Annotated in this window: 13 protein-coding genes; all 13 read right to left on the bottom strand. The window is 70.3% G+C overall.

The features are described from left to right. Positions 1–329: 329 nt before the first annotated feature. The 13 genes from F0344_RS24885 to folC all read right to left on the bottom strand — a co-directional run bounded on the left by F0344_RS24885 (position 330) and on the right by folC (position 19505). Positions 330–4553, bottom strand: a complete 4224-nt coding sequence (locus F0344_RS24885) for an Rne/Rng family ribonuclease (protein ID WP_185300892.1) — start codon at positions 4551–4553, stop codon at positions 330–332. 230 nt (positions 4554–4783) lie between these two features. Continuing rightward, positions 4784–5566 (bottom strand): TIGR03936 family radical SAM-associated protein, encoded by a 783-nt coding sequence (locus tag F0344_RS24880; RefSeq protein ID WP_185300891.1) that lies wholly within the window; start codon positions 5564–5566, stop codon positions 4784–4786. 123 nt (positions 5567–5689) lie between these two features. Then, positions 5690–6844 (bottom strand): hypothetical protein, encoded by a 1155-nt coding sequence (locus F0344_RS24875; RefSeq protein ID WP_185300890.1) that lies wholly within the window; start codon positions 6842–6844, stop codon positions 5690–5692. Positions 6845–6933: 89 nt separating this feature from the next. Beyond that, positions 6934–8859: a TIGR03960 family B12-binding radical SAM protein gene (locus F0344_RS24870; RefSeq protein ID WP_185300889.1), complete on the bottom strand. Its 1926-nt coding sequence runs from the start codon at positions 8857–8859 to the stop codon at positions 6934–6936. Positions 8860–8910: 51 nt separating this feature from the next. Next, positions 8911–10461: a CYTH and CHAD domain-containing protein gene (locus F0344_RS24865; protein ID WP_185300888.1), complete on the bottom strand. Its 1551-nt coding sequence runs from the start codon at positions 10459–10461 to the stop codon at positions 8911–8913. Positions 10462–10523: 62 nt separating this feature from the next. Beyond that, positions 10524–11714, bottom strand: a complete 1191-nt coding sequence (gene rodA, locus F0344_RS24860; RefSeq protein WP_185300887.1) for a rod shape-determining protein RodA — start codon at positions 11712–11714, stop codon at positions 10524–10526. Beyond that, positions 11714–13879: a penicillin-binding protein 2 gene (gene mrdA, locus F0344_RS24855; protein WP_185300886.1), complete on the bottom strand. Its 2166-nt coding sequence runs from the start codon at positions 13877–13879 to the stop codon at positions 11714–11716. Before mrdA ends, rodA begins: the two co-directional genes overlap by 1 nt. A 37-nt stretch (positions 13880–13916) precedes the next feature. Beyond that, on the bottom strand, positions 13917–14585 hold the full coding sequence (gene mreD, locus F0344_RS24850; RefSeq protein WP_185300885.1) for a rod shape-determining protein MreD: 669 nt from the start codon (positions 14583–14585) through the stop codon (positions 13917–13919). 11 nt (positions 14586–14596) lie between these two features. Beyond that, the gene (mreC, locus tag F0344_RS24845; RefSeq protein WP_185300884.1) at positions 14597–15679 is read right to left on the bottom strand and encodes a rod shape-determining protein MreC; all 1083 of its coding nucleotides are present in this window, start codon (positions 15677–15679) and stop codon (positions 14597–14599) included. A 125-nt stretch (positions 15680–15804) separates the two neighbouring features. Beyond that, a complete protein-coding gene (locus F0344_RS24840; RefSeq protein ID WP_185300883.1) occupies positions 15805–16824 on the bottom strand; it encodes a rod shape-determining protein in 1020 nt (339 codons plus the stop codon). 291 nt (positions 16825–17115) lie between these two features. Further along, positions 17116–17529, bottom strand: a complete 414-nt coding sequence (gene ndk, locus F0344_RS24835; protein WP_185300882.1) for a nucleoside-diphosphate kinase — start codon at positions 17527–17529, stop codon at positions 17116–17118. A gap of 114 nt (positions 17530–17643) precedes the next feature. Further along, positions 17644–18000, bottom strand: coding sequence for a DUF4233 domain-containing protein (locus F0344_RS24830; RefSeq protein WP_185300881.1), 357 nt, complete (start codon positions 17998–18000; stop codon positions 17644–17646). Positions 18001–18002: 2 nt separating this feature from the next. After that, positions 18003–19505: a bifunctional tetrahydrofolate synthase/dihydrofolate synthase gene (gene folC / locus F0344_RS24825; RefSeq protein WP_185300880.1), complete on the bottom strand. Its 1503-nt coding sequence runs from the start codon at positions 19503–19505 to the stop codon at positions 18003–18005. Positions 19506–19552: the final 47 nt, after the last annotated feature.

The following is a 19552-nucleotide window of genomic DNA, read 5'->3' as shown; positions in this document are numbered from 1 at the left end:
AACACCGCAAGAGCTCTTTACTGGCAGAGATCTGAGGTGCGGGACGTCTTACGAGGTCGCGCTTAACCCCACCGGCGGAATGCCGACACCCTGCCGAGGAATCCGGGGCCGGCCTGTCCTTCACCGGTCACCCGGTCACCGTGTGTAGTTTCCATAAAGAGGATTCTGACAGCACAGCAACCGCCGTCACATTATCAGGGATTTCTCGTGCCATTTCTGGCCTGTTGACCAGCAGAGCCATCAGTTCGGAAACAGGCACGTGCCCCGCCCCGGGAGTCCGGGGCGGGGCACGTGGTGTCGCACGACCGCTGAGGACGTGCTCAGTTGGCCTACTCGGACTCGGCGGGCGAGGCCGGGGCCGAAGCCGTCACGGAGGGCGACGACTGCTCGGCGGCCACCGTCTTCTTCGAGGCGGCCTTCTTCGCGGTCGTCTTCTTCGCGGCGGTCTTCTTGGCGACCGTCTTCTTGGCTGCCGCCTTCTTGGCCGGAGCCTTCTTGGCGGCGGCCTTGCGGGCCGTCTTCTTGGCCGGCGCCTCCGCTTCCGTCTCGGTCTCGGCGTCCGTCTCCGCGTCCGTCTCCGGCGTGTCGGAAGCGGTGCCGGAGGCGGCCTCCGAAGCGGCTTCGGCCGCGGGCCCGGCCGTCACCACGACGACCTCCGCCTCTTCGGCGCCGGCGGGCGAGCCCGCCGGTGCGGTGGCCTTACGGGTGGCCCGGCGCCGCACACGCGGTGCCGCGACCGGAGCCGGGGCCTCGGCCTCGGCGGCCACGGGCGCCTCGGCGACAGGCTCCTCGACCGGGACCGAGACGACAGGTGACCCGACGACAGGGTCCTCCTCGGCGACCGGCTCCACCGTCTCGGCCTGCTTCGGCGAACCCGCGGGTGCGGTCGCCTTACGGGTCGCACGGCGACGCGTACGGCCCTGGACCGGCGCCTCGGCCTCGGCGGCCGGAGCGGCCACCGGGGTCTCGACGACCGGCTCGGGCTCGACGACCGGCTCGGGCTCGGCCACCGGCTCGGGTGCCCTCACTCGCTCGGCCGCGGCCTTCGGGGTGCCGGCCGGAGCCGACACCTTCCGGGTCGCGCGCCGACGGCCACGACGGCCCGCGGCCGCCTCGGCCTCGGCCGGGCTGCTGTACAGCTCCTCGTCGGGGACGAACTCCGGCTCGGGCAGCGCCACCGGAGCGGCGACCTCCGCCGCGACCTCGGCCTCGCTCTCGTGCTCGTGCTCGCTCTCGTGCTCGTCGGCCTGCTCGTGGTCGTGCTCGTGGACCTGGTCCACACCAACGCGGCCACGCTTCTTGGCGCGCTTGCCACCACCACCGCCGCCGGCCATGGTCGGCTGCTCCATGTGGACGATGACACCGCGTCCGTTGCAGTGGACACAGGTCTCGGAGAAGGACTCCAGCAGACCCTGGCCGACCCGCTTGCGGGTCATCTGGACCAGGCCGAGCGAAGTGACCTCGGCGACCTGGTGCTTCGTACGGTCACGGCCCAGGCACTCCAACAGACGCCGCAGCACGAGGTCCCGGTTGGACTCCAGCACCATGTCGATGAAGTCGACGACGACGATGCCACCGAGGTCGCGCAGCCGCAGCTGACGCACGATCTCCTCGGCCGCCTCCAGGTTGTTCTTGGTGACGGTCTCCTCGAGGTTTCCGCCCTGCCCGGTGAACTTGCCGGTGTTGACGTCGACGACGACCATCGCCTCGGTCTTGTCGATCACCAGCGAGCCGCCGCTCGGCAGATAGACCTTGCGGTCCAGCGCCTTCATCAGCTGCTCGTCGATCCGGTACGTCGCGAAGACGTCGACCTCCGAGGTCCAGCGGGACAGCCGGTCCGTCAGGTCCGGTGCCACCTGCGAGACATAGCCGTGGATCGTGTCCCACGCCTCGTCACCGCTGACGATGACCTTCGAGAAGTCCTCGTTGAAGATGTCGCGGACCACCCGGACCGTCATGTCCGGCTCGCCGTAGAGCAGCGTCGGCGCGTTGGAGCTGCCGCTGTTCTTCGACTTCCGCTGGATGTCCTCCCACTGCTCCTGCAGCCGCTCGACGTCACGGCGCAGCTCGTCCTCGCTCGCGCCCTCGGCGGCGGTGCGCACGATGACGCCCGCGTCCTCGGGGACGATCTTCTTGAGGATCGTCTTCAGGCGGGACCGCTCGGTGTCGGGCAGCTTGCGGCTGATCCCGGTCATCGAGCCCTCGGGCACGTAGACCAGATAGCGGCCGGGCAGCGACACCTGACTGGTCAGGCGGGCACCCTTGTGACCGATCGGGTCCTTCGTCACCTGGACGAGGACCGACTGGCCGGACTTCAGCGCGGACTCGATACGGCGGGGCCCGTGGGCCATCCCGAGCGCCTCGAAGTTCACCTCACCGGCGTACAGCACGGCGTTGCGGCCCTTGCCGATGTCGACGAACGCGGCCTCCATGGACGGCAGTACGTTCTGCACCTTGCCCAGGTAGACGTTGCCGACGTAGCTGGTGGCCTGTTCCTTGTTGACGTAGTGCTCGACGAGCACGTTGTCCTCGAGGACGCCGATCTGGGTGCGCTCGCCGCTCTGACGGACGACCATCACCCGCTCGACGGCCTCGCGGCGTGCCAGGAACTCCGCCTCGGTGATGATCGGCACCCGGCGGCGGCCCTGCTCGCGGCCTTCGCGGCGGCGCTGCTTCTTGGCCTCCATACGGGTCGAGCCCTTGATGGACTGGACCTCGTCGAACCCGGTGCCCGGCTCGCGCTCGGCTTCCTTCGCACGGCGCTCACGCGGCTCGCGGACCTTGACGACCGTACGCTCCGGGTCGTCCACACCGTTGTCGGCCTCGGCCGCGGACTCACCGCTGCGACGGCGACGGCGACGACGGCGACGGCTGCTGCTGGAGCCGGAGGCCGAGTCGTCGTCCTCGTCCTCGTTGTCGCCGTCGTGGTCGTCGTGCTCCTTGGTGCGCCCGCCCTCGTCCTCGGAACGGTCCGCGGGGGCCTCTTCGCCGTGCTCGGCGTCGTCCAGGTCGTTGCTCTCACCACGACGGCGGCGACGGCCACCACGACGGCGACGGCGCGAAGGCCGGTCCCCGTACTCGTCCGTCTCCTCGCCCTCGTGCTCGGCGTCCGCCTCGGCCTCGGGCTCTTCCTCGACAGGCTCCTCGACCGGAAGGCCGATGGGGCCCGCTGCGACCGGCTCGGCCTCGGCGGCCTCGGCGGCCTCACCGCGGCGACGGCGACGACGGCGCGAGCCGCCCTGCGGCGCGGCCTCGGCGGGCTCCGCCGGCTGCTCCACCGTCTCGGCGGTGGCGGACTCGGCCACGGGGGCCTGCTCGGCCTCCTCGACCTCGTCCTGCTCCGCCTCGGGACCTGTGGCGGCGGCTGCGGCGGCTGCGGTCTCCGGGGTCTGGAACATCGGCTCGGCGAAGACCGGGGCCTGGAAGACGGCCACGGCCGGACGCTCCGCGCGACGGCTCCTACGGACGGGCTCCTCGACCTTTCCGGTGAACTCCGGCCTGCCGGCCGTCGCGGTGGCCCTGCGGCGCTGGCGGCCGCGCGGGGCGGCCTCCTCGACCTGCTCGGGCTCGGCGGCGAGCTCCTCGGCCACGGCTGCGGGAAGGGTCTCGCCGGTCTCGACGACATCCTCCGCGACAGCGGGGGTCTCGGCGGACTGCGGGGCGCCCGCCGGAGCGGTCGCCTTACGGACCGCACGGCGGCGGCCACGCGGAGGTGCGGCATCGGCCTGGGGCGCTTCGACGGCCGCGGCCGTCGCGGGGGCCTCGGCAACCGGCTCCACGACTGTCTCGGGCTCGGCGGGTGCCTCGGCCTGCGGCGTACCGGCAGGGGCCGACGCGCGGCGCCGGGTACGGCCACGGGGGGCCTCGACGACCGGTACGGCTGCCGGCTCCTCGACGGGGGCGGCGGGCTCCTCCACGACTGCGGGGGCCTCCACGACTGCGGGGGTCTCGGCGGACTGCGGGGCGCCCGCCGGAGCGGTCGCCTTGCGCACGGCACGGCGGCGGCCACGCGGAGCCGCCGGGGCCTCGGCTGCCTCGGATGCTTCAGTGATGTCCGCGGCCGGCTCGGCGGCCGGCTCGGCCGGGGCCTGCTCGGTCACGGATTCGGCGGCGGTCTGCGGCGCACCGGCTGAAGCCGTGGCCTTACGGACCGCACGGCGGCGGGCACGCGGCGGGGCGGCGGACGCCTCGGCCTCGGCGGGCGCTGCGGCCTCGACCGTCACAGGGGTCTCTACGGCCGCAGGGGCCGCAGCAGCCTCAGCGGTCTCGGAGGTCGCGCCGGGGGCTCCCGCCGGAGCGGTCGCCTTGCGGACCGCACGGCGGCGGGCACGCGGAGGTGCGGCATCGTCCGTGCCGGTGGTCGCGGACTGCGCGGCGTCATCGGCCGGTATGGCCGACGCGACGTCCTCGGCGACTGCCGTTCCCGGCGCGCCGGTCGGCGGTCCCTCGGGACGCGAGGCAGCGCGGCGCCTGCGGCGCGGCGGCAGCTTGTCGCCGGGGCTGTTGCTGTCTTCGGTGTTCCCGTTGGTTCCGGGTTCGGTCGGCTCAAGCATGCGGGCTGTTCTCCCGTCACGCTCCCGGGCGCCGCGCCTGATTCCGGTCCGGCACGGTTCGCGTGATGTGCGCGATACCGCCGTCCGGGGCGCGGGCGCCGCACGGGAGCTGATGTCTGGCTCGCCGGTTCCGTACGCGGTGTGCGTACGGCCTGGCGAAAGTCTTCTGGTCAGTTCGCGGCCCGACCCAAGTGGTTCCCGGGTCGGAGGGCCGCGCTACAACGACCGCCTTACGCGGAACCTGCACCTTCCGGCGCCGTCGCGACGGCGGCCGGGGCGACCGCTGACGTAGCGGTCGGGGCTGCCTCGCGGTCGGGCGCGAGCGGGTCGGTCACCGTGCCGGACTCCTCGTCGAAGAGCCCCTGCGCCAGCCTGGTCACCGCTGCGGGGACCGGCGGCGCCAGGTCGGCCACAACGCGGAGACCGGACAGGACGTCGTCGGGTCGCACGGCAGGTGTCACGTGCCGCACTACCAGCCGCAGTATCGCACAGGGCTTGTCCCCGGGCCTATCAGCCGGTGGATCAAGAGCCTGCAGGTCGGCGACGGCGGCGCGGGCGTCGAAGGTGCGCATCCCGTTCTTCGCACGGCGCTGGACCTCTACGGCCTCGGCTGCCATGAAGGCGGAAACGGCCTTCGCCGCGTCCTCGACGGTCACACCGTCGAGGCGCAGCTCCCATACGGAGGCGGTCAGCCGGTCGGCGAGACCCGATGTGCGGGCCTCCACCGCGTCGGTGACGTCCAGGCCGTCGGGCAGCGACTCGTTGAGCAGGTCCCGCAGGGTGTCCGGGTCACGCGCCTCGGTGAGCGCGATCTCCAGGAACTCGGCCTCGCTGCCCGTGCCGGTGGGAGCGGCATTGGCGTAGGAGACCTTCGGGTGGGGCGTGAAGCCCGCCGAGTACGCCATGGGCACCTCGGAGCGGCGCAGCGCCCGCTCGAAGGCACGCTGGAAGTCTCGGTGACTGGTGAACCGGAGGCGGCCCCGCTTCGTGTAGCGCAGTCGGATGCGCTGCACTGCCGGTGCGGGCGGCGGACCTTCGGGCTGTCGCTTGCCCAGTGGTTCTTCTCCTCGGTGCGGGGCGGACGCGGTGGCGTACCGCCCACGAAGTATGGGGTGCCCCGGGGTGTCCGCTCCGGCTCACCCCCGCTTGACGGCTTGCGCTGTCAGCGGGGAGATCTCGGGTGCGGGCGCCGCGCTGGGATCAGTCGTTGCATGGTGCTCGCCACCCAGCCTACGCGCAGCGGACCCGTTGAGTTCCCGGGGCTGGGCCACCCGTCGCTTTCCTGCGAGTGCTCTCCACGCGTCGCGGCGGGCCTGTCGCACGGTTTCCCGTGCCGCGCCCAGCGCGCTGCGCGCCGCGCGTCCCGCCTCCAGAACCGCCCGCCGGGCCGGTGCCAGGACGTGGTCCCGGACGAAATGTCCGACCGGGGTGCACACCCTTCGATATGCCCAAATCATCGGCGCGCCGACGAGATTCCACGCCAGCCAGGCCAGCACCCGGCCGACTGCGCGCGAGATGAACCCGGCGATGCGCCACCCCATGGCGAACGCGGCAAGGAGCTCGCGGCCGACCGGGGCCAGGATCCGCCGGTACGTCCAGACGACGGGGACGACGAGCAGGACGGTGAGCAGCCACACGGTGCCGTGGCCGAGCGGGGTCAGCAGCCGCCGGTACGACCACATCAGCGGCAGCGCGACCAGGTTCCGCGCCATCCAGGTGAGCGCGTGGCCCAGCGGGGTGAGGACGTACTTCCACAGGCCCACCACCGGCCACACGAACAGCGCGGTCAGCACCCACCCCAGCGCGCGGGCGATCCCCCGTCCGGCGGGTGCGAGCAGCGTGCGGCCGATCCACCCGAGGCCGTGCCCGAGCGGGGTGAGGACGGCGGCGTACAACCAGCCGAGCGGAACGGCGATGCCGTAGCGGACCACGGGGACGACGACGTAACGCCACAGACCGACCCACGGCCACACCAGGAGGGCGGTCGCGAGCCACCGCAGCGCGTGGCCGAGGGGGGTGAGGACGGAGCGGTACAGCCACACCGCCGGAGTCGCGACCAGTACGTCGAAGAGCCGGGCCAGCCCCCGGCCGAGCGGACGCAGGAGGACGCGGTCCGCGCCACGGGCGCCTGCGACGAGGACGTCCCAGACCATCCGTACGGGCAGGACGAACACCAGCACCACGATCCGCACCGGAATCCTGACCAGGGTGGTCAGACAGCCGTCGCCCGGCTCGTACCGCGCGGGCGCCTGGTGCTTTCCGTACGGAGTGGGCTGCGCTTCCTGGTCCATGACGGGGATGACGCGAAGGCCCGGTCCGTGGTTTACGGAACCGGGCCTTCGTCACCGAGTTGTCACTCGGATGCGGAGTGCGACGCCTTCTACTTCACAACCGAGAGCGGCAGCAGCTTCTTACCGCTCTCGCTCAGTTGTGGCCATGTGTCGAACTGCGGACACACGCCACAGTCGAAGCAGGGCGTCCAGCGGCAGTCCTCGACCTCGGTCTCGTCGAGCGAGTCCTGCCAGTCCTCCCACAGCCAGTCCTTGTCGAGACCGGAGTCCAGGTGGTCCCAGGGCAGGACCTCCTCGTACGTCCGCTCCCGGGTGGTGTACCAGTCGACGTCCACGCCGAAGTCGGGCAGCGTCTTCTCGGCGCTCTTCATCCACAGGTCGTAGCTGAAGTGCTCGCGCCAGCCGTCGAAGCGGCCGCCGGCCTCGTAGACCGCGCGGATGACGGAGCCGATGCGGCGGTCGCCACGCGAGAGCAGGCCCTCGACGATGCCGGGCTTGCCGTCGTGGTAGCGGAAACCGATCGAGCGGCCGTACTTCTTGTCGTCGCGGATCTTGTCCCTGAGCTTCTTCAGCCGGGCGTCGGTCTCCTCGGCGCTGAGCTGCGGCGCCCACTGGAACGGGGTGTGCGGCTTGGGGACGAAGCCGCCGATGGAGACGGTGCAGCGGATGTCGTTCTGTCCGGACACCTCGCGGCCCTTGGCGATCACCTTGACCGCCATGTCGGCGATCTGGAGGACGTCCTCGTCGGTCTCGGTGGGCAGGCCGCACATGAAGTACAGCTTCACCTGGCGCCAGCCGTTGCCGTACGCGGTGGAGACCGTACGGATCAGGTCCTCCTCCGAGACCATCTTGTTGATGACCTTGCGCAGCCGCTCGGAGCCGCCTTCGGGCGCGAACGTGAGGCCGGAGCGACGGCCGTTACGCGTCAGCTCGTTGGCCAGGTCCACGTTGAAAGCGTCGACACGGGTCGAGGGCAGCGAGAGACCGATCTTGTCCTCGGTGTACCGGTCGGCGAGGCCCTTGGCGATCTCGCCGATCTCCGAGTGGTCGGCGGAGGAGAGCGAGAGCAGACCGACCTCTTCGAAGCCGGTCGCCTTGAGGCCCTTCTCGACCATTTCGCCGATGCCGGTGATGCTTCGCTCCCGCACGGGGCGCGTGATCATGCCGGCCTGGCAGAAACGGCAGCCGCGGGTGCAGCCGCGGAAGATCTCGACGGACATCCGTTCGTGGACGGTCTCGGCGAGGGGGACGAGGGGCTGCTTCGGGTACGGCCACTCGTCGAGGTCCATGACGGTGTGCTTGGACACCCGCCACGGCACGCCCGACTTGTTGGGCACGACGCGGCCGATGCGGCCGTCGGGGAGGTATTCGACGTCGTAGAAGCGCGGGACGTAGACGCCGCCGGTCTTCGCGAGGCGGAACAGCACCTCTTCACGCCCGCCGGGGCGGCCCTCGGCCTTCCAGGCGCGGACGATCTCGGTGATCTCCAGGACCGCCTGCTCGCCGTCGCCGATGACCGCGCAGTCGATGAACTCCGCGATCGGCTCGGGGTTGAAGGCCGCGTGGCCGCCCGCGAGCACGATCGGGTCGTCGACGGTGCGGTCCTCGGCCTCCAGCGGGATGCCCGCGAGGTCCAGGGCGGTGAGCATGTTGGTGTAGCCGAGCTCGGTGGAGAAGCTCAGGCCGAACACGTCGAACGCCCCGACGGGCCGGTGGCTGTCCACGGTGAACTGCGGCACCTTGTGCTCGCGCATCAGCGCTTCGAGGTCCGGCCAGACGCTGTACGTGCGTTCGGCGAGGACTCCCTGGCGCTCGTTGAGAACCTCGTACAGGATCATGACGCCCTGGTTGGGCAGTCCGACCTCGTACGCGTCCGGGTACATCAGGGCCCAGCGGACGTCGCATTCGTCCCACGGCTTGACGGTGGAGTTGAGCTCACCGCCGACGTACTGGATAGGCTTCTGCACATGCGGGAGCAGAGCTTCGAGCTGTGGGAAGACCGACTCGGCAGACATCTGGGGACCTTCGTGAGCTGGCAGGGGTGACCATCCAGCGTACCCCGGGGCTCAGCCCTTCAACGCCGACCGGACGCCGGGCCGGGAGGCCCTGGCCCAGACCTCGGGCAGTGTCCGCTCCATGTCCGTGGCGGCCGCCTGTTCCTGTCCGTGGAGGAGTCCCCAGGTGAAGGCGCTCTCCCCCGCCGCGTGCGACTGGATCCCCAGGTCCCGCAGGGCGTCACGGGCGAGCACGCTGTCCTGGTGGTCGCCGAGGACCTCCTGTACGGCCTTCATCCGCTTGGCGAACCGCTTGGCCGATCTGCCGAGCGCGGGCCGGGCCGCCTCCCCCGCGTACCGCGCGCGCTTAGCCGCCTTGCGGGCCTCGTGCATGGCCAAGTCCCGGTCCTCGCCGGGCGGCTGGTCCACGGCGTGGCCGACGCGGGTGGCGAGCCGCTCGTAGTCCTTGAGTACGGCACGGGGCAGCGCGTCCCGGGGCTCCCGGGCGGCGGCGGGCAGCAGGGGCGGGTCGGCGAGGAGCGCGTCGAGGGACTCCAGGAGCGCCACGTAGCGCTTTCCGTCGAGTACGGCCGTGATGCGGCGTTCCGAGCCGGTGCGCCGGGTCACCGACCAGATGCGCAGGCGGCTGCGCACGGGGCCCAGCAGCAGGGTGGACGGCAGTCCGGCGATGCGGGTGTGGAGGCGTTCGTCGAGGACTTCCCGGTCGCGGTCGACGCCGAGCTCGTCGGCCAGCCACTTCAGCTCGGCGCCGAGGGAGTCGGTGACCGTCCGGTCGAGGATCTTCCGGTACGTCTTGAAGGCGCTGCGCAGCCGGCGGGTGGCGACGCGCATCTGGTGCACGGAGTCCGGGAGTCCTCGGCGTACGGCCGGGTCGTAGGCGATGAGGGCCTCGGCCTGGGCGCGGACGTAGGCGAGGACGTGGTCGCCCGCGGTCGGGAGCGGCTGGGTCTTCTTCTGCTTCGCCCGCTTCCTCTCCGGTGGCCGGCGCGTCTCGGCGGGGGTCGTCTCCGTGAGGGCCCTGGCCAGCTTGGAGGCGGAGGCGGAGGGCTGTACTCCGGCCTTGCGAAGCCGTTTCTCGACGGCGTCGAGGAAGGCGGGGTCGCCGTCGTCCGCGAGTTCGACCTCGATCTCGGTCCACGCGGCGGTGGTGCCCCGGCCCCGCCCGGTGAGCCGTTCGGCGAGGACCTCGTCGACGCTCAGCTCGGCCAGGAGGGCGCCGTCCGCGTCGACGAGGTGGTGGACGTCCCGGGCTGAGAGCAGCCGGACGACGGGGAGTACGTCGGCGTCCCGGACCCTGGAGCGGAGCAGTCCGGCGAGGCTGTGCGGCAGGGTGTCGCCGAGCGGGGCCCGGATCTCGTCGCGGACCCCGGGGGCGACCGGGAGTTTGAGGTGCCAGCCCTCGTCGGCGCCGCCGGTCCTGCGCCGCAGGGTGAGGGAGCCGGCCGCGAGCCGGAGGTCCTCCGTGTCGTAGTAGACGGCGTCGAGTTCGGTGACGCCGTGGTGGGTGACGTCCGAAACCCCGGCCACCCTCGTCAGGTCGGGCAGCCGGGTATCGGAAGTGGCTTCGTACTTCCGCTCGATCTCGCGCTTCGCGTCCGCCATATACCGAATCTAGACGGGTTGCGCGCTCAGGGGCCAGGGGGCGGCGGCCGTCCGGCCGTGGATCAGGCGGTGATCGGCCGCTGGACCCGGATCGACTGGAGCAGCCCGACCGCCACCCACACGGCGAACATCGATGACCCTCCGTACGAGACGAACGGCAGCGGCAGTCCGGCGACCGGCATGATGCCGAGGGTCATTCCGATGTTCTCGAAGGACTGGAACGCGAACCAGGCGATGATCCCGGCGGCGACGATCGTGCCGTACAGCTCGGTCGTCTCGCGGGCGATCCGGCAGGCGCGCCACAGGACGACGCCGAGGAGGACGATGATCAGTCCCGCGCCGAGGAAGCCCAGTTCCTCTCCGGCGACGGTGAAGACGAAGTCCGTCTGCTGCTCGGGGACGAACTGGCCGGTGGTCTGCGAGCCCTTGAAGAGGCCGGTCCCGAAGAGGCCGCCCGAGCCGATCGCGATACGGGCCTGGTTGGTGTTGTAGCCGACGCCCGCCGGGTCCAGTGCCGGGTTCGCGAAGGCGGCGAACCGGGCGATCTGGTAGTCGTCCAGGAGGCCGAGCTGCCAGATCGAGACGGCGCCGACGCTGCCCGCTCCCAGGAGTCCGAAGACCCAGCGGTTGGACGCGCCGGAGGCGAGGAGCACGCCGAGGACGATGACGGCCATCACCATGACGGAGCCGAGGTCGGGCATCAGCATGACGATCGCTATCGGGATGAGCGCCAGGCCGAGCGATTTGGCGACGGTGCGATGGTCGGGGTGCAGCTGGTCGCCGGCGTCGACGCGGGCGGCGAGCAGCATGGCCATACCGAGGATGATCGTGATCTTGGTGAACTCGGAGGGCTGGAGGGAGAAGCCGGCACCGATCTTGATCCAGGCGTGGGCGCCGTTGACCGTGGCGCCCAGCGGGCTGAGGACCGCCAGGACCAGGACCACCGAGAGGCCGTAGAGGACCGGGACGGCGCCGCGGAGGGTGCGGTGGCCGAGCCAGATGGTCCCGATCATCAGGGCGACGCCGATTCCGGTGTTGAGCGCGTGCCGGAAGAAGAAGAAGTACGGGTCGCCCTGGGTGAGCGCGTCACGGTTGCGGGTCGCCGACCAGACCAGCAGCGAGCCGATGAAGGAGAGCGCGAGCGCGGAGCCGAGCAGCGGCCAGTCGAGCCGCCGTACGAGGGAGTCGCGGGCGGTGATCCTGCCCCAGGAGGACCGCTCGGGGCCGTATCGGGAGACGGAGAAGCCGGCCATCAGTCGCGCCTTCCCGGTGCTCCCGCGAGTGCCTGCTGTCCCTCTTGGAGGGGCTTCTGCGGGACGTAGGGCTTGATCGTCGGTGCGTTGATCGATCCGTCGGGCTGGATCTTCGGCAGCGTCTTCTGCGGCTTGGGCAGGAGGGCCTTCTTCGGGTCCTGCTTGCCTGCGGCGTCGAGGCCGTAGAGCGCGTTGTAGATGTTGCGCACGGCGGGCCCGGACGCGCCGGAACCCGTACCGCCCTGGGAGATCGTCATGACGATCGAGTAGTCATCGGTGTAGGTGGCGAACCAGGAGGTCGTCTGCTTGCCGTAGACCTCGGCCGTGCCCGTCTTGGCGTGCATCGGGATCTTGTCCTGGGGCCAGCCGCCGAACCGCCAGGCGGCGCTGCCCCGGGTCGCGACACCCGCGAGGGCTTCGTCTATCTCGTCGCGCGTGTCTCCCTGGAAGGGGAGCTTGCCGTGCGACTTCGGCGCGATCTCGCGGACGGTCCTGCCGTCGCCGCTGACGATGGCCTTGCCGACGGTCGGGTTGTACAGCGTGCCGCCGTTGGAGATGGCCGCGTAGATCGTCGCCATCTGGATCGGTGTGACGAGGGTGTCGCCCTGGCCGATCGAGTAGTTGACGGAGTCACCGGCGCGCATCTTGTCGCCCTCGAGGCAGTTCTCGTACGCGATGATCTCGACGTACGTGCCGTTCTTCTTGCCCTGCTTGCACCAGCCGTCCTTGTTCAGCCGGAAGAAGTTCTCCTTCCACTGGCGGTCGGGGACGCGGCCGGTGACCTCGTTGGGGAGGTCGATGCCGGTCTCCTTGCCGAGACCGAACTGATGGGCCGTCTTGTAGAACCAGTCGTTGGCCTTCTTCTTCGGCTGGGTGCCGCCGTCCCGCTGCCACTCCTTGTGCGCGAGGCCGTAGTAGACGGTGTCGCAGGAGACTTCGAGGGCGCGGCCGAGCGTGATGCTGCCGTAGCCCTGGGACTCGAAGTTCTTGAAGACCTGTCCGCCGATGGAGTAGGAGCTGGGGCAGGGGTAGTTGCCGTCGAAGGAGTAGCCGGCGTTGACCGCGGCGGTCGAGGAGACGACCTTGAAGATGGATCCGGGGGCTGCCTGTCCCTGGATGGCCCGGTTCAGCAGCGGGAAGTTGGAATTCTTGCCGGTGAGTTTCGCGTAGTCCTTGGCGGAGATGCCGCCCACCCAGGCGTTGGGGTCGTAGGTGGGCAGGGAGGCCATCGAGACGATTCGGCCGGTCTTCGACTCCATGACGACGACAGCGCCCGAGTCGGCCTTGTAGAGCTCGTTGGTGTTGCGGTCCATCTCCTTGCGGGCCGTCTCCATCGCCTTGTTCAGTTCGTACTCGGCGACGGCCTGGACCCGTGCGTCGATGGAGGTGACGACGCTCGCGCCGGGCTCCGCCTTGTCGTTCTCGGCCTCTCCGATGACGCGGCCGAGGTTGTCGACCTCGTAGCGGGTGACGCCGGCCTTGCCGCGCAGTTCCTTGTCGTACGTGCGCTCCAGACCGGAACGGCCGACCTGGTCGGAGCGGAGGTACGGGGAGTCGCTGTCCTGGGCCTTGGTGAGCTCTTCGTCGGTGACCGGCGAGAGGTAGCCGAGGACCTGGGCGGTGTTGGCCTTGCCGGGTGCCGCGTAGCGGCGTACGGCGGTGGGTTCGGCGGTGATGCCGGGGAAGTCCTCGGCGCGCTCACGGATCTGGAGGGCCTGCTGCGTGGTGGCCTCGTCCGTCACCGGGATGGGCTGGTAGGGCGAGCCGTTCCAGCAGGGCTGAGGCGTCTTGGAGTCGCAGAGGCGGACCTTGTCGAGGACGTCCTTGGGCTTCATGTCCAGGACTTCGGCCAGCCGGGTGAGGACGCCTTCGCCGTCGTCCTTCATCTTCATCAGCTCGGTGCGGCTGGCGGAGACGACGAGACGGGTCTCGTTGTCGGCGAGGGGTACGCCGCGCGCGTCGAGGATGGCGCCGCGGACGGCGGGCTGGACGACCTGCTGGACGTGGTTGTTCTTGGCCTCGTCGGTGTACTCCTGTCCGTTGCGGATCTGGAGGTACCAGAGACGGCCGCCGAGTGTCAGCAGCAGGGAGAAGACGAGGACCTGAATGACGATGAGGCGGATCTGGACCCGCTGGGTCCGTCCGGTCTCGGGAATGTTGCTCACGCGGCGCCCCCGGTGGTGGTCAGGTGCTGGTCCGGCCTCACAGTCGCTTGACCCCCTTGATCCTTCCGGCGCGTGCGGCGCGGTTGCGGGCGGCCTTGACGCGCAGTCCGCCGCGCTGGCTGCCGATACGAAGTCCTGTGCCCGAGGAGAGCCAGCCGGCGGCGACGCCGCCGCCGCCGCCGCTCGAACTCTCGGCGAGCGGGTCGTTGTCGGTACGTCTGGCGATCGCCATGAAGAGCGGCACGGTGAACGGCGCGAGGAGCAGATCGTAGACCGCGGCGGTGAACAGCAGACTGCCCAGGCCAACATGGCGGGCGGCCGTGTCACCGACGAGGGCGCCGACACCCGCGTACAGCAGGGTCGATCCGACGGCCGCGGCGACGACGACGGCCATCGGGACGAACGCCGACTTGAGCTGCCCGTTCTCCGGCCTGGCCAGGCCCACGAGGTAGCCGATGATGCAGAGCACCAGGGCGTAGCGCCCGGCGGCGTGGTCGGCGGGAGGTGCCAGATCGGCGAGGAGCCCCGCGCCGAAGCCGATGAGGGCGCCGCTGACGTGCCCGTAGACGAGGGCGAGGGCGACCACGACGAGCAGCAGCAGGTCGGGGACGGCGCCGGGGAGCTGGAGCCGGGCGAGTACGGATACCTGGACGACGAGGGCGAACACGACCAGGGCGACGGAGAGCAGAGTCCGGTTGAGGCGCATGGGGATCAGCTCTACTCCTGGTCGGGTGCGGTGTTGCCGGCGGGATCGGCCGGGTCGGCGTTGCCCTGCGGGTCGGCGGGGTCGGCGTTGCCCTGCGGGTCGGCGGGGTTCTCCGCGGGTTTGTCGGTCTCGTTGACGTTCCCGACGACCTTTCCGCTGCCGTCGACGAGGTCGCCGTTGGGCTGGAGGGTGACCGTGACCGTCGGTGTGGGCTTGGGCTTCTCGGGCTTCTTCGGCTGCTTGGGCAGGACCATGTCGCGGGGGTCCTCGCGCGGTGCCTGGACGACGATGCCGACGATGTCGAGCTTGGTGAAGCCGACGTACGGCTTCACGTAGACCGTCCGGGTCAGGGCGCCGCCGGACGGGTCGACGCGGACGACCTCACCGACGGGGACTCCGGGCACGAACGGCTTGTCCTTGCTTGAGCCGAAGGTGACGAGGCGGTCGCCGTTCTTCACCTTGGCCTTGCCGTTGAGGAACTGGACCGAGAGCGGCCGTGAACCCTGGCCGGTGGCGAAGCCGAGTTCGTCGGTCTTCTCCATCCGGGTGCCGACGGTGAAGTCGGGGTCGTTGGCCAGCAGGACGGTCGCGGTGTTCGGTCCGACGGTGGTGACCCGGCCGACCAGCCCCTCACCGTTGAGTACGGTCATGTCGCGCTTGAGGCCGTCGTTGGCACCGGCGTCGATGGTGATCGTCCAGGAGAAGCCCTGGGCCGCTCCTATGGCGATGACCTCGGCGGCCTTGATGCCGTACTGCCCGGCGCCCGCGTTCTTCATCATCGCGTCGAGCTGTCGGACGCGGCTGCGGTTGCGGTCGTCGCTGCCGAGCTTCGCCTTCAGCGCCGCGTTCTCGTGTTCGAGGGCCGCGATCCGGTCGTGCCGGTCACCGGAATCCCGTACGGCGCCTATGGCGTTGCCCACCGGGTCCACTGCTGCCGCGACGCCGTTCTCGACCGGTCCGAAGACCGTTGCGGCGGCCTGCCGGGCGCCGTCCACCGGTGACTCCTCGCCGCCACGGATGTCCACCGTGATCAGTGCGAACGCGGTGGCGATCAGCAGCACCAGGAGCAGCCGGCTCTCTCGTGTGTCCCTCACGTGCGGCGGCCGTGCCTTCCTCGTCGGAATGTTCGTGCCTGTATGTCAACGTTGTGTCATGCGGGGCGGCAGCGTCCGCCCGGCCCCCGCACCCGTCGGGGCGTGGGGGCCGACCGAGGGATCGGTCACCTGCGCGGCTGGGCGTCCAGCACCTGCTGGAGCGCCTCGAACTCCTCGACGCACTTGCCGGCGCCGAGCGCCACGGAGTCCAGCGGGTCCTCGGCGATGTGGATCGGCATGCCGGTCTCCTGGCGGAGCCGCTCGTCGAGACCGCGCAGCAGCGCGCCGCCACCGGTGAGGACGATGCCCCGGTCCATGACGTCACCGGAGAGCTCCGGCGGGCACTTGTCCAGCGTCGTCTTCACCGCGTCGACGATCGCGTTGACCGGCTCCTCGATGGCCTTGCGGACCTCGGCGGCCGAGATGACGACGGTCTTGGGGAGCCCCGATACGAGGTCGCGGCCCCGGATCTCGGTGTGCTCGTCCTTCTCCAGCTCGTACGCGGAACCGATCGTGATCTTGATCTGTTCGGCGGTCCGCTCACCGAGGAGGAGCGAGTACTCCTTCTTGATGTGCTGGATGATCGCGTTGTCCAGTTCGTCACCGGCGACCCGGATCGACTGGGCAGTGACGATTCCGCCGAGCGAGATCACCGCGACCTCGGTGGTGCCGCCGCCGATGTCGACGACCATGTTCCCGGTGGCCTCGTGGACCGGCAGGCCCGAGCCGATGGCAGCCGCCATGGGCTCCTCGATGATGTGCACCTGACGCGCGCCGGCCTGCGTCGATGCTTCGATGACGGCGCGTCGCTCGACCCCTGTGATGCCGGAGGGCACACAGACGACGACGCGGGGGCGGGCCAGATAGCGGCGCTTGTGGATCTTGAGGATGAAGTAGCGGAGCATGCGCTCCGTGATCTCGAAGTCGGCGATCACGCCGTCCTTCAGCGGCCGCACGGCAACGATGTTGCCCGGCGTGCGGCCGATCATCTTCTTGGCCTCGGAGCCGACCGCGAGGATGCCGCCCGTGTTGGTGTTGATGGCCACGACGGACGGCTCGTTCAGAACGATGCCGCGCCCCCTGACGTACACCAGCGTGTTGGCAGTCCCGAGGTCGATAGCCATGTCACGGCCGATGAACGACATTGAGTTCCCCTTGTTCCCCATGAGGATGCGTCGGGCCTTCCCAATTGAAGCGATTGGCTTGTTTTTGGTAGGCGAGGTTGGCGCTGTGGGCGTGGAAGCTTCCATCGTAGTGCCGTGAGCACGGACACAGCGCGACGGTCCTTCGCCAATGCGGGTGGAACGGGTACCCGCTCCACTCATGGTGACGATACGTCGGAAGGATGCGTTCCCGCGATCGCTGACCCTATGCCGAAGGGCGGCCGAATTACTTCGGTCGCCCCAGGTCATGAGCGCTGTTTGGCTGATCCGAGGTCAGGAAAGTCCGGGAAAGAACAGCTTCAGTTCTCGCTCTGCGGACTCCGCGGAGTCCGAGGCGTGGATGAGGTTCTCGCGGGTGATGGAGCCGAAGTCACCACGGATCGAGCCGGGCGCGGCGGCGATCGGGTCGGTCGGACCGGCGAGGGCGCGGACGCCCTCGATCACCCGCTCGCCTTCGGCCACAAGAGCGACGACGGGGCCGGATGCCATGAACTCGACGAGCGGCTCGTAGAACGGACGGCCCTTGTGCTCCCCGTAGTGCTGCTCCAGAGTCTCCTGGTCGAGCGTGCGCAGCTCCAGCGCGGTGATCTGCCAGCCGGCCTTGCGCTCGATGCGGCCGACGATCTCGCCGATCAGCCCACGCCGGACGGCGTCGGGCTTCAGAAGGACGAGGGTGCGCTGAGTCATGTACGGCTCCTTGCAGGCATACGGGTGCGGTGAAAAGCGAGATTACAGGGGTACCCGAACGGGCCGGCGGCCGGGTTTACGTGCCGTCACCGACGGGCGACGGCACGATGGACATCAGCCCGCCGCCGGGGTCTGTGCCGCCTCCTGCGCCGCCCACCTGGCCTTCGCCTCGTCGATCTTGCGCCCGTAGTGCACGGAGGCCCACCACAGGGCGCCGAAGGCCAGACCGAGGACGAACATCGCCGGGACGAAGAAGCCGCTCAGCACCAGGGCGATCTGGAACGCCCAGCCCAGCTGTACGCCGCCGGGGCGGGTGATGAGGCCGCAGAGGAGCACGGAGAGCACCATGCCGATGCCGCAGACCGTCCACACCGTGGCCGTGGACAGGCCGTCCGACTTCATGGCCACCAGGCCGGCGAAGCCGATGACGAAGAACTCGCCGATCAGTGTCGACGCGCAGAGCATACGCACGGTCAGCCCCTTCCCAGAAGCAGTCGGGCCTCGCCGACGGTGATCACGGAACCGGTCACGAGGACGCCCGCTCCCGCGTACTCGTCCTCTTCCTCGGCCAGGGTGATCGCCGCCTCCAGCGCGTCGTCGAGGCGCGGCTCGACCTGCACGCGGTCGTTGCCGAAGACCTCCACGGCGATCGCGGCCAGCTCGTCCACGTTCATCGCACGACCGCTGGAGTTCTGCGTGATGACGATCTCGGCGAAGATCGGCTCGAAGGCTTCGAGCAGCCCCCGGACGTCCTTGTCGCCGCTCGTGCCGACCACTCCGATGAGCCGCGAGAAGCTGAACGCCTCCGTCAGCCCTTCCGCTGCGGCGCGGGCGCCCGCAGGGTTGTGGGCGGCGTCCAGGACCACGGTCGGGCTGCTGCGCATGACTTCGAGGCGGCCCGGCGAGACGACCGAGGCGAACGCCTTGCGGACCGCCTCGATGCCCAGCGAGCCGCTCCGCTCGGAGCCGATGCCGAAGAAGGCCTCGACCGCGGCGAGCGCGACCGCCGCGTTGCGGGCCTGGTGGGCGCCGTACAGCGGGAGGAAGATCCCGTCGTACTCGCCGCCGAGTCCGCGCAGGGTCAGGAACTGGCCTCCGACCGCGATCTCCCGGGAGACGATGCCGAACTCCATGCCCTCGCGGGCCACGGTGGCGTCCACCTCGACGGCCTTCTTCAGCATCACCTGAGCTGCGTCCACGGGCTGCTGCGCCAGGATGACCGTCGCGTCCTGCTTGATGACGCCGGCCTTCTCCCCCGCGATCTCCGCGGGCGTGTTGCCGAGGCGGTCCGTGTGGTCCAGCGAGATGGGGGTGACGACCGCGACCGTGGCGTCGATGACGTTCGTCGCGTCCCAGGTGCCGCCCATGCCGACCTCGACGACCGCGACATCGACCGGCGCGTCGGCGAAGGCCGCGTACGCCATGCCCGTCAGCACCTCGAAGAACGACAGCCGGATCTCCTGCTGGGCGTCGACCATCTCGACGTACGGCTTGATGTCCTCGTACGTCTCGATGAAGCGCTCGGCCTCGACCGGGGCGCCGTCCAGGCTGATCCGCTCGGTGATCGACTGGACGTGCGGCGAGGTGTAGCGGCCGGTGCGCAGGTCGAAGGCGTTCAGCAGGCCCTCGATCATGCGGGCCGTGCTCGTCTTGCCGTTGGTCCCCGTGATGTGGATGGAGGGGTACGCGCGCTGCGGGTCACCGAGCACGTCCATCAGTGCCGCGATGCGGGTCACCGACGGTTCGAGCTTGGTCTCGCCCCAGCGGCCGGCGAGCTCCCGCTCGACGGCGCGCAGTGCCTTGTCGGTCTCCGGGTCGGTGGGACGGGTGGGAACCTCGGCGCCCTCCGGCGGTCCCGAATGGGTGCGCAGTGTGCGGCTCCCGGCCTCGATCACCGCCAGGTCGGGGTCGCGCTGGGTCTCGGCGTCGACGATCTCGTCGAAGCTGTTGTCGCTGGGGTCGGGCTGCTCGGTCACGGGACCAGTCTACGGAGGACCACCGACACGGCCCGCTACCCGCCCTC

It is taken from the genome of Streptomyces finlayi, from assembly GCF_014216315.1.
Lineage (GTDB): Bacteria > Actinomycetota > Actinomycetes > Streptomycetales > Streptomycetaceae > Streptomyces > Streptomyces finlayi_A.
The sequence above is the reverse complement of the archived record's forward strand: the minus strand, read 5'-3'. Positions and strand labels throughout refer to the sequence as shown.

What these genes read in the sequence shown, in the direction of transcription:
- F0344_RS24885 (WP_185300892.1), bottom strand. Translation starts at nt 4,553, where the DNA reads ATGCTTGAGCCGACCGAACCCGGAACCAACGGGAACACCGAAGACAGC.
- F0344_RS24875 (WP_185300890.1), bottom strand. Translation starts at nt 6,844, where the DNA reads ATGGACCAGGAAGCGCAGCCCACTCCGTACGGAAAGCACCAGGCGCCC.
- F0344_RS24870 (WP_185300889.1), bottom strand. Translation starts at nt 8,859, where the DNA reads ATGTCTGCCGAGTCGGTCTTCCCACAGCTCGAAGCTCTGCTCCCGCAT.
- F0344_RS24865 (WP_185300888.1), bottom strand. Translation starts at nt 10,461, where the DNA reads ATGGCGGACGCGAAGCGCGAGATCGAGCGGAAGTACGAAGCCACTTCC.
- rodA (WP_185300887.1), bottom strand. Translation starts at nt 11,714, where the DNA reads ATGGCCGGCTTCTCCGTCTCCCGATACGGCCCCGAGCGGTCCTCCTGG.
- mreD (WP_185300885.1), bottom strand. Translation starts at nt 14,585, where the DNA reads ATGCGCCTCAACCGGACTCTGCTCTCCGTCGCCCTGGTCGTGTTCGCC.
- F0344_RS24840 (WP_185300883.1), bottom strand. Translation starts at nt 16,824, where the DNA reads ATGTCGTTCATCGGCCGTGACATGGCTATCGACCTCGGGACTGCCAAC.
- ndk (WP_185300882.1), bottom strand. Translation starts at nt 17,529, where the DNA reads ATGACTCAGCGCACCCTCGTCCTTCTGAAGCCCGACGCCGTCCGGCGT.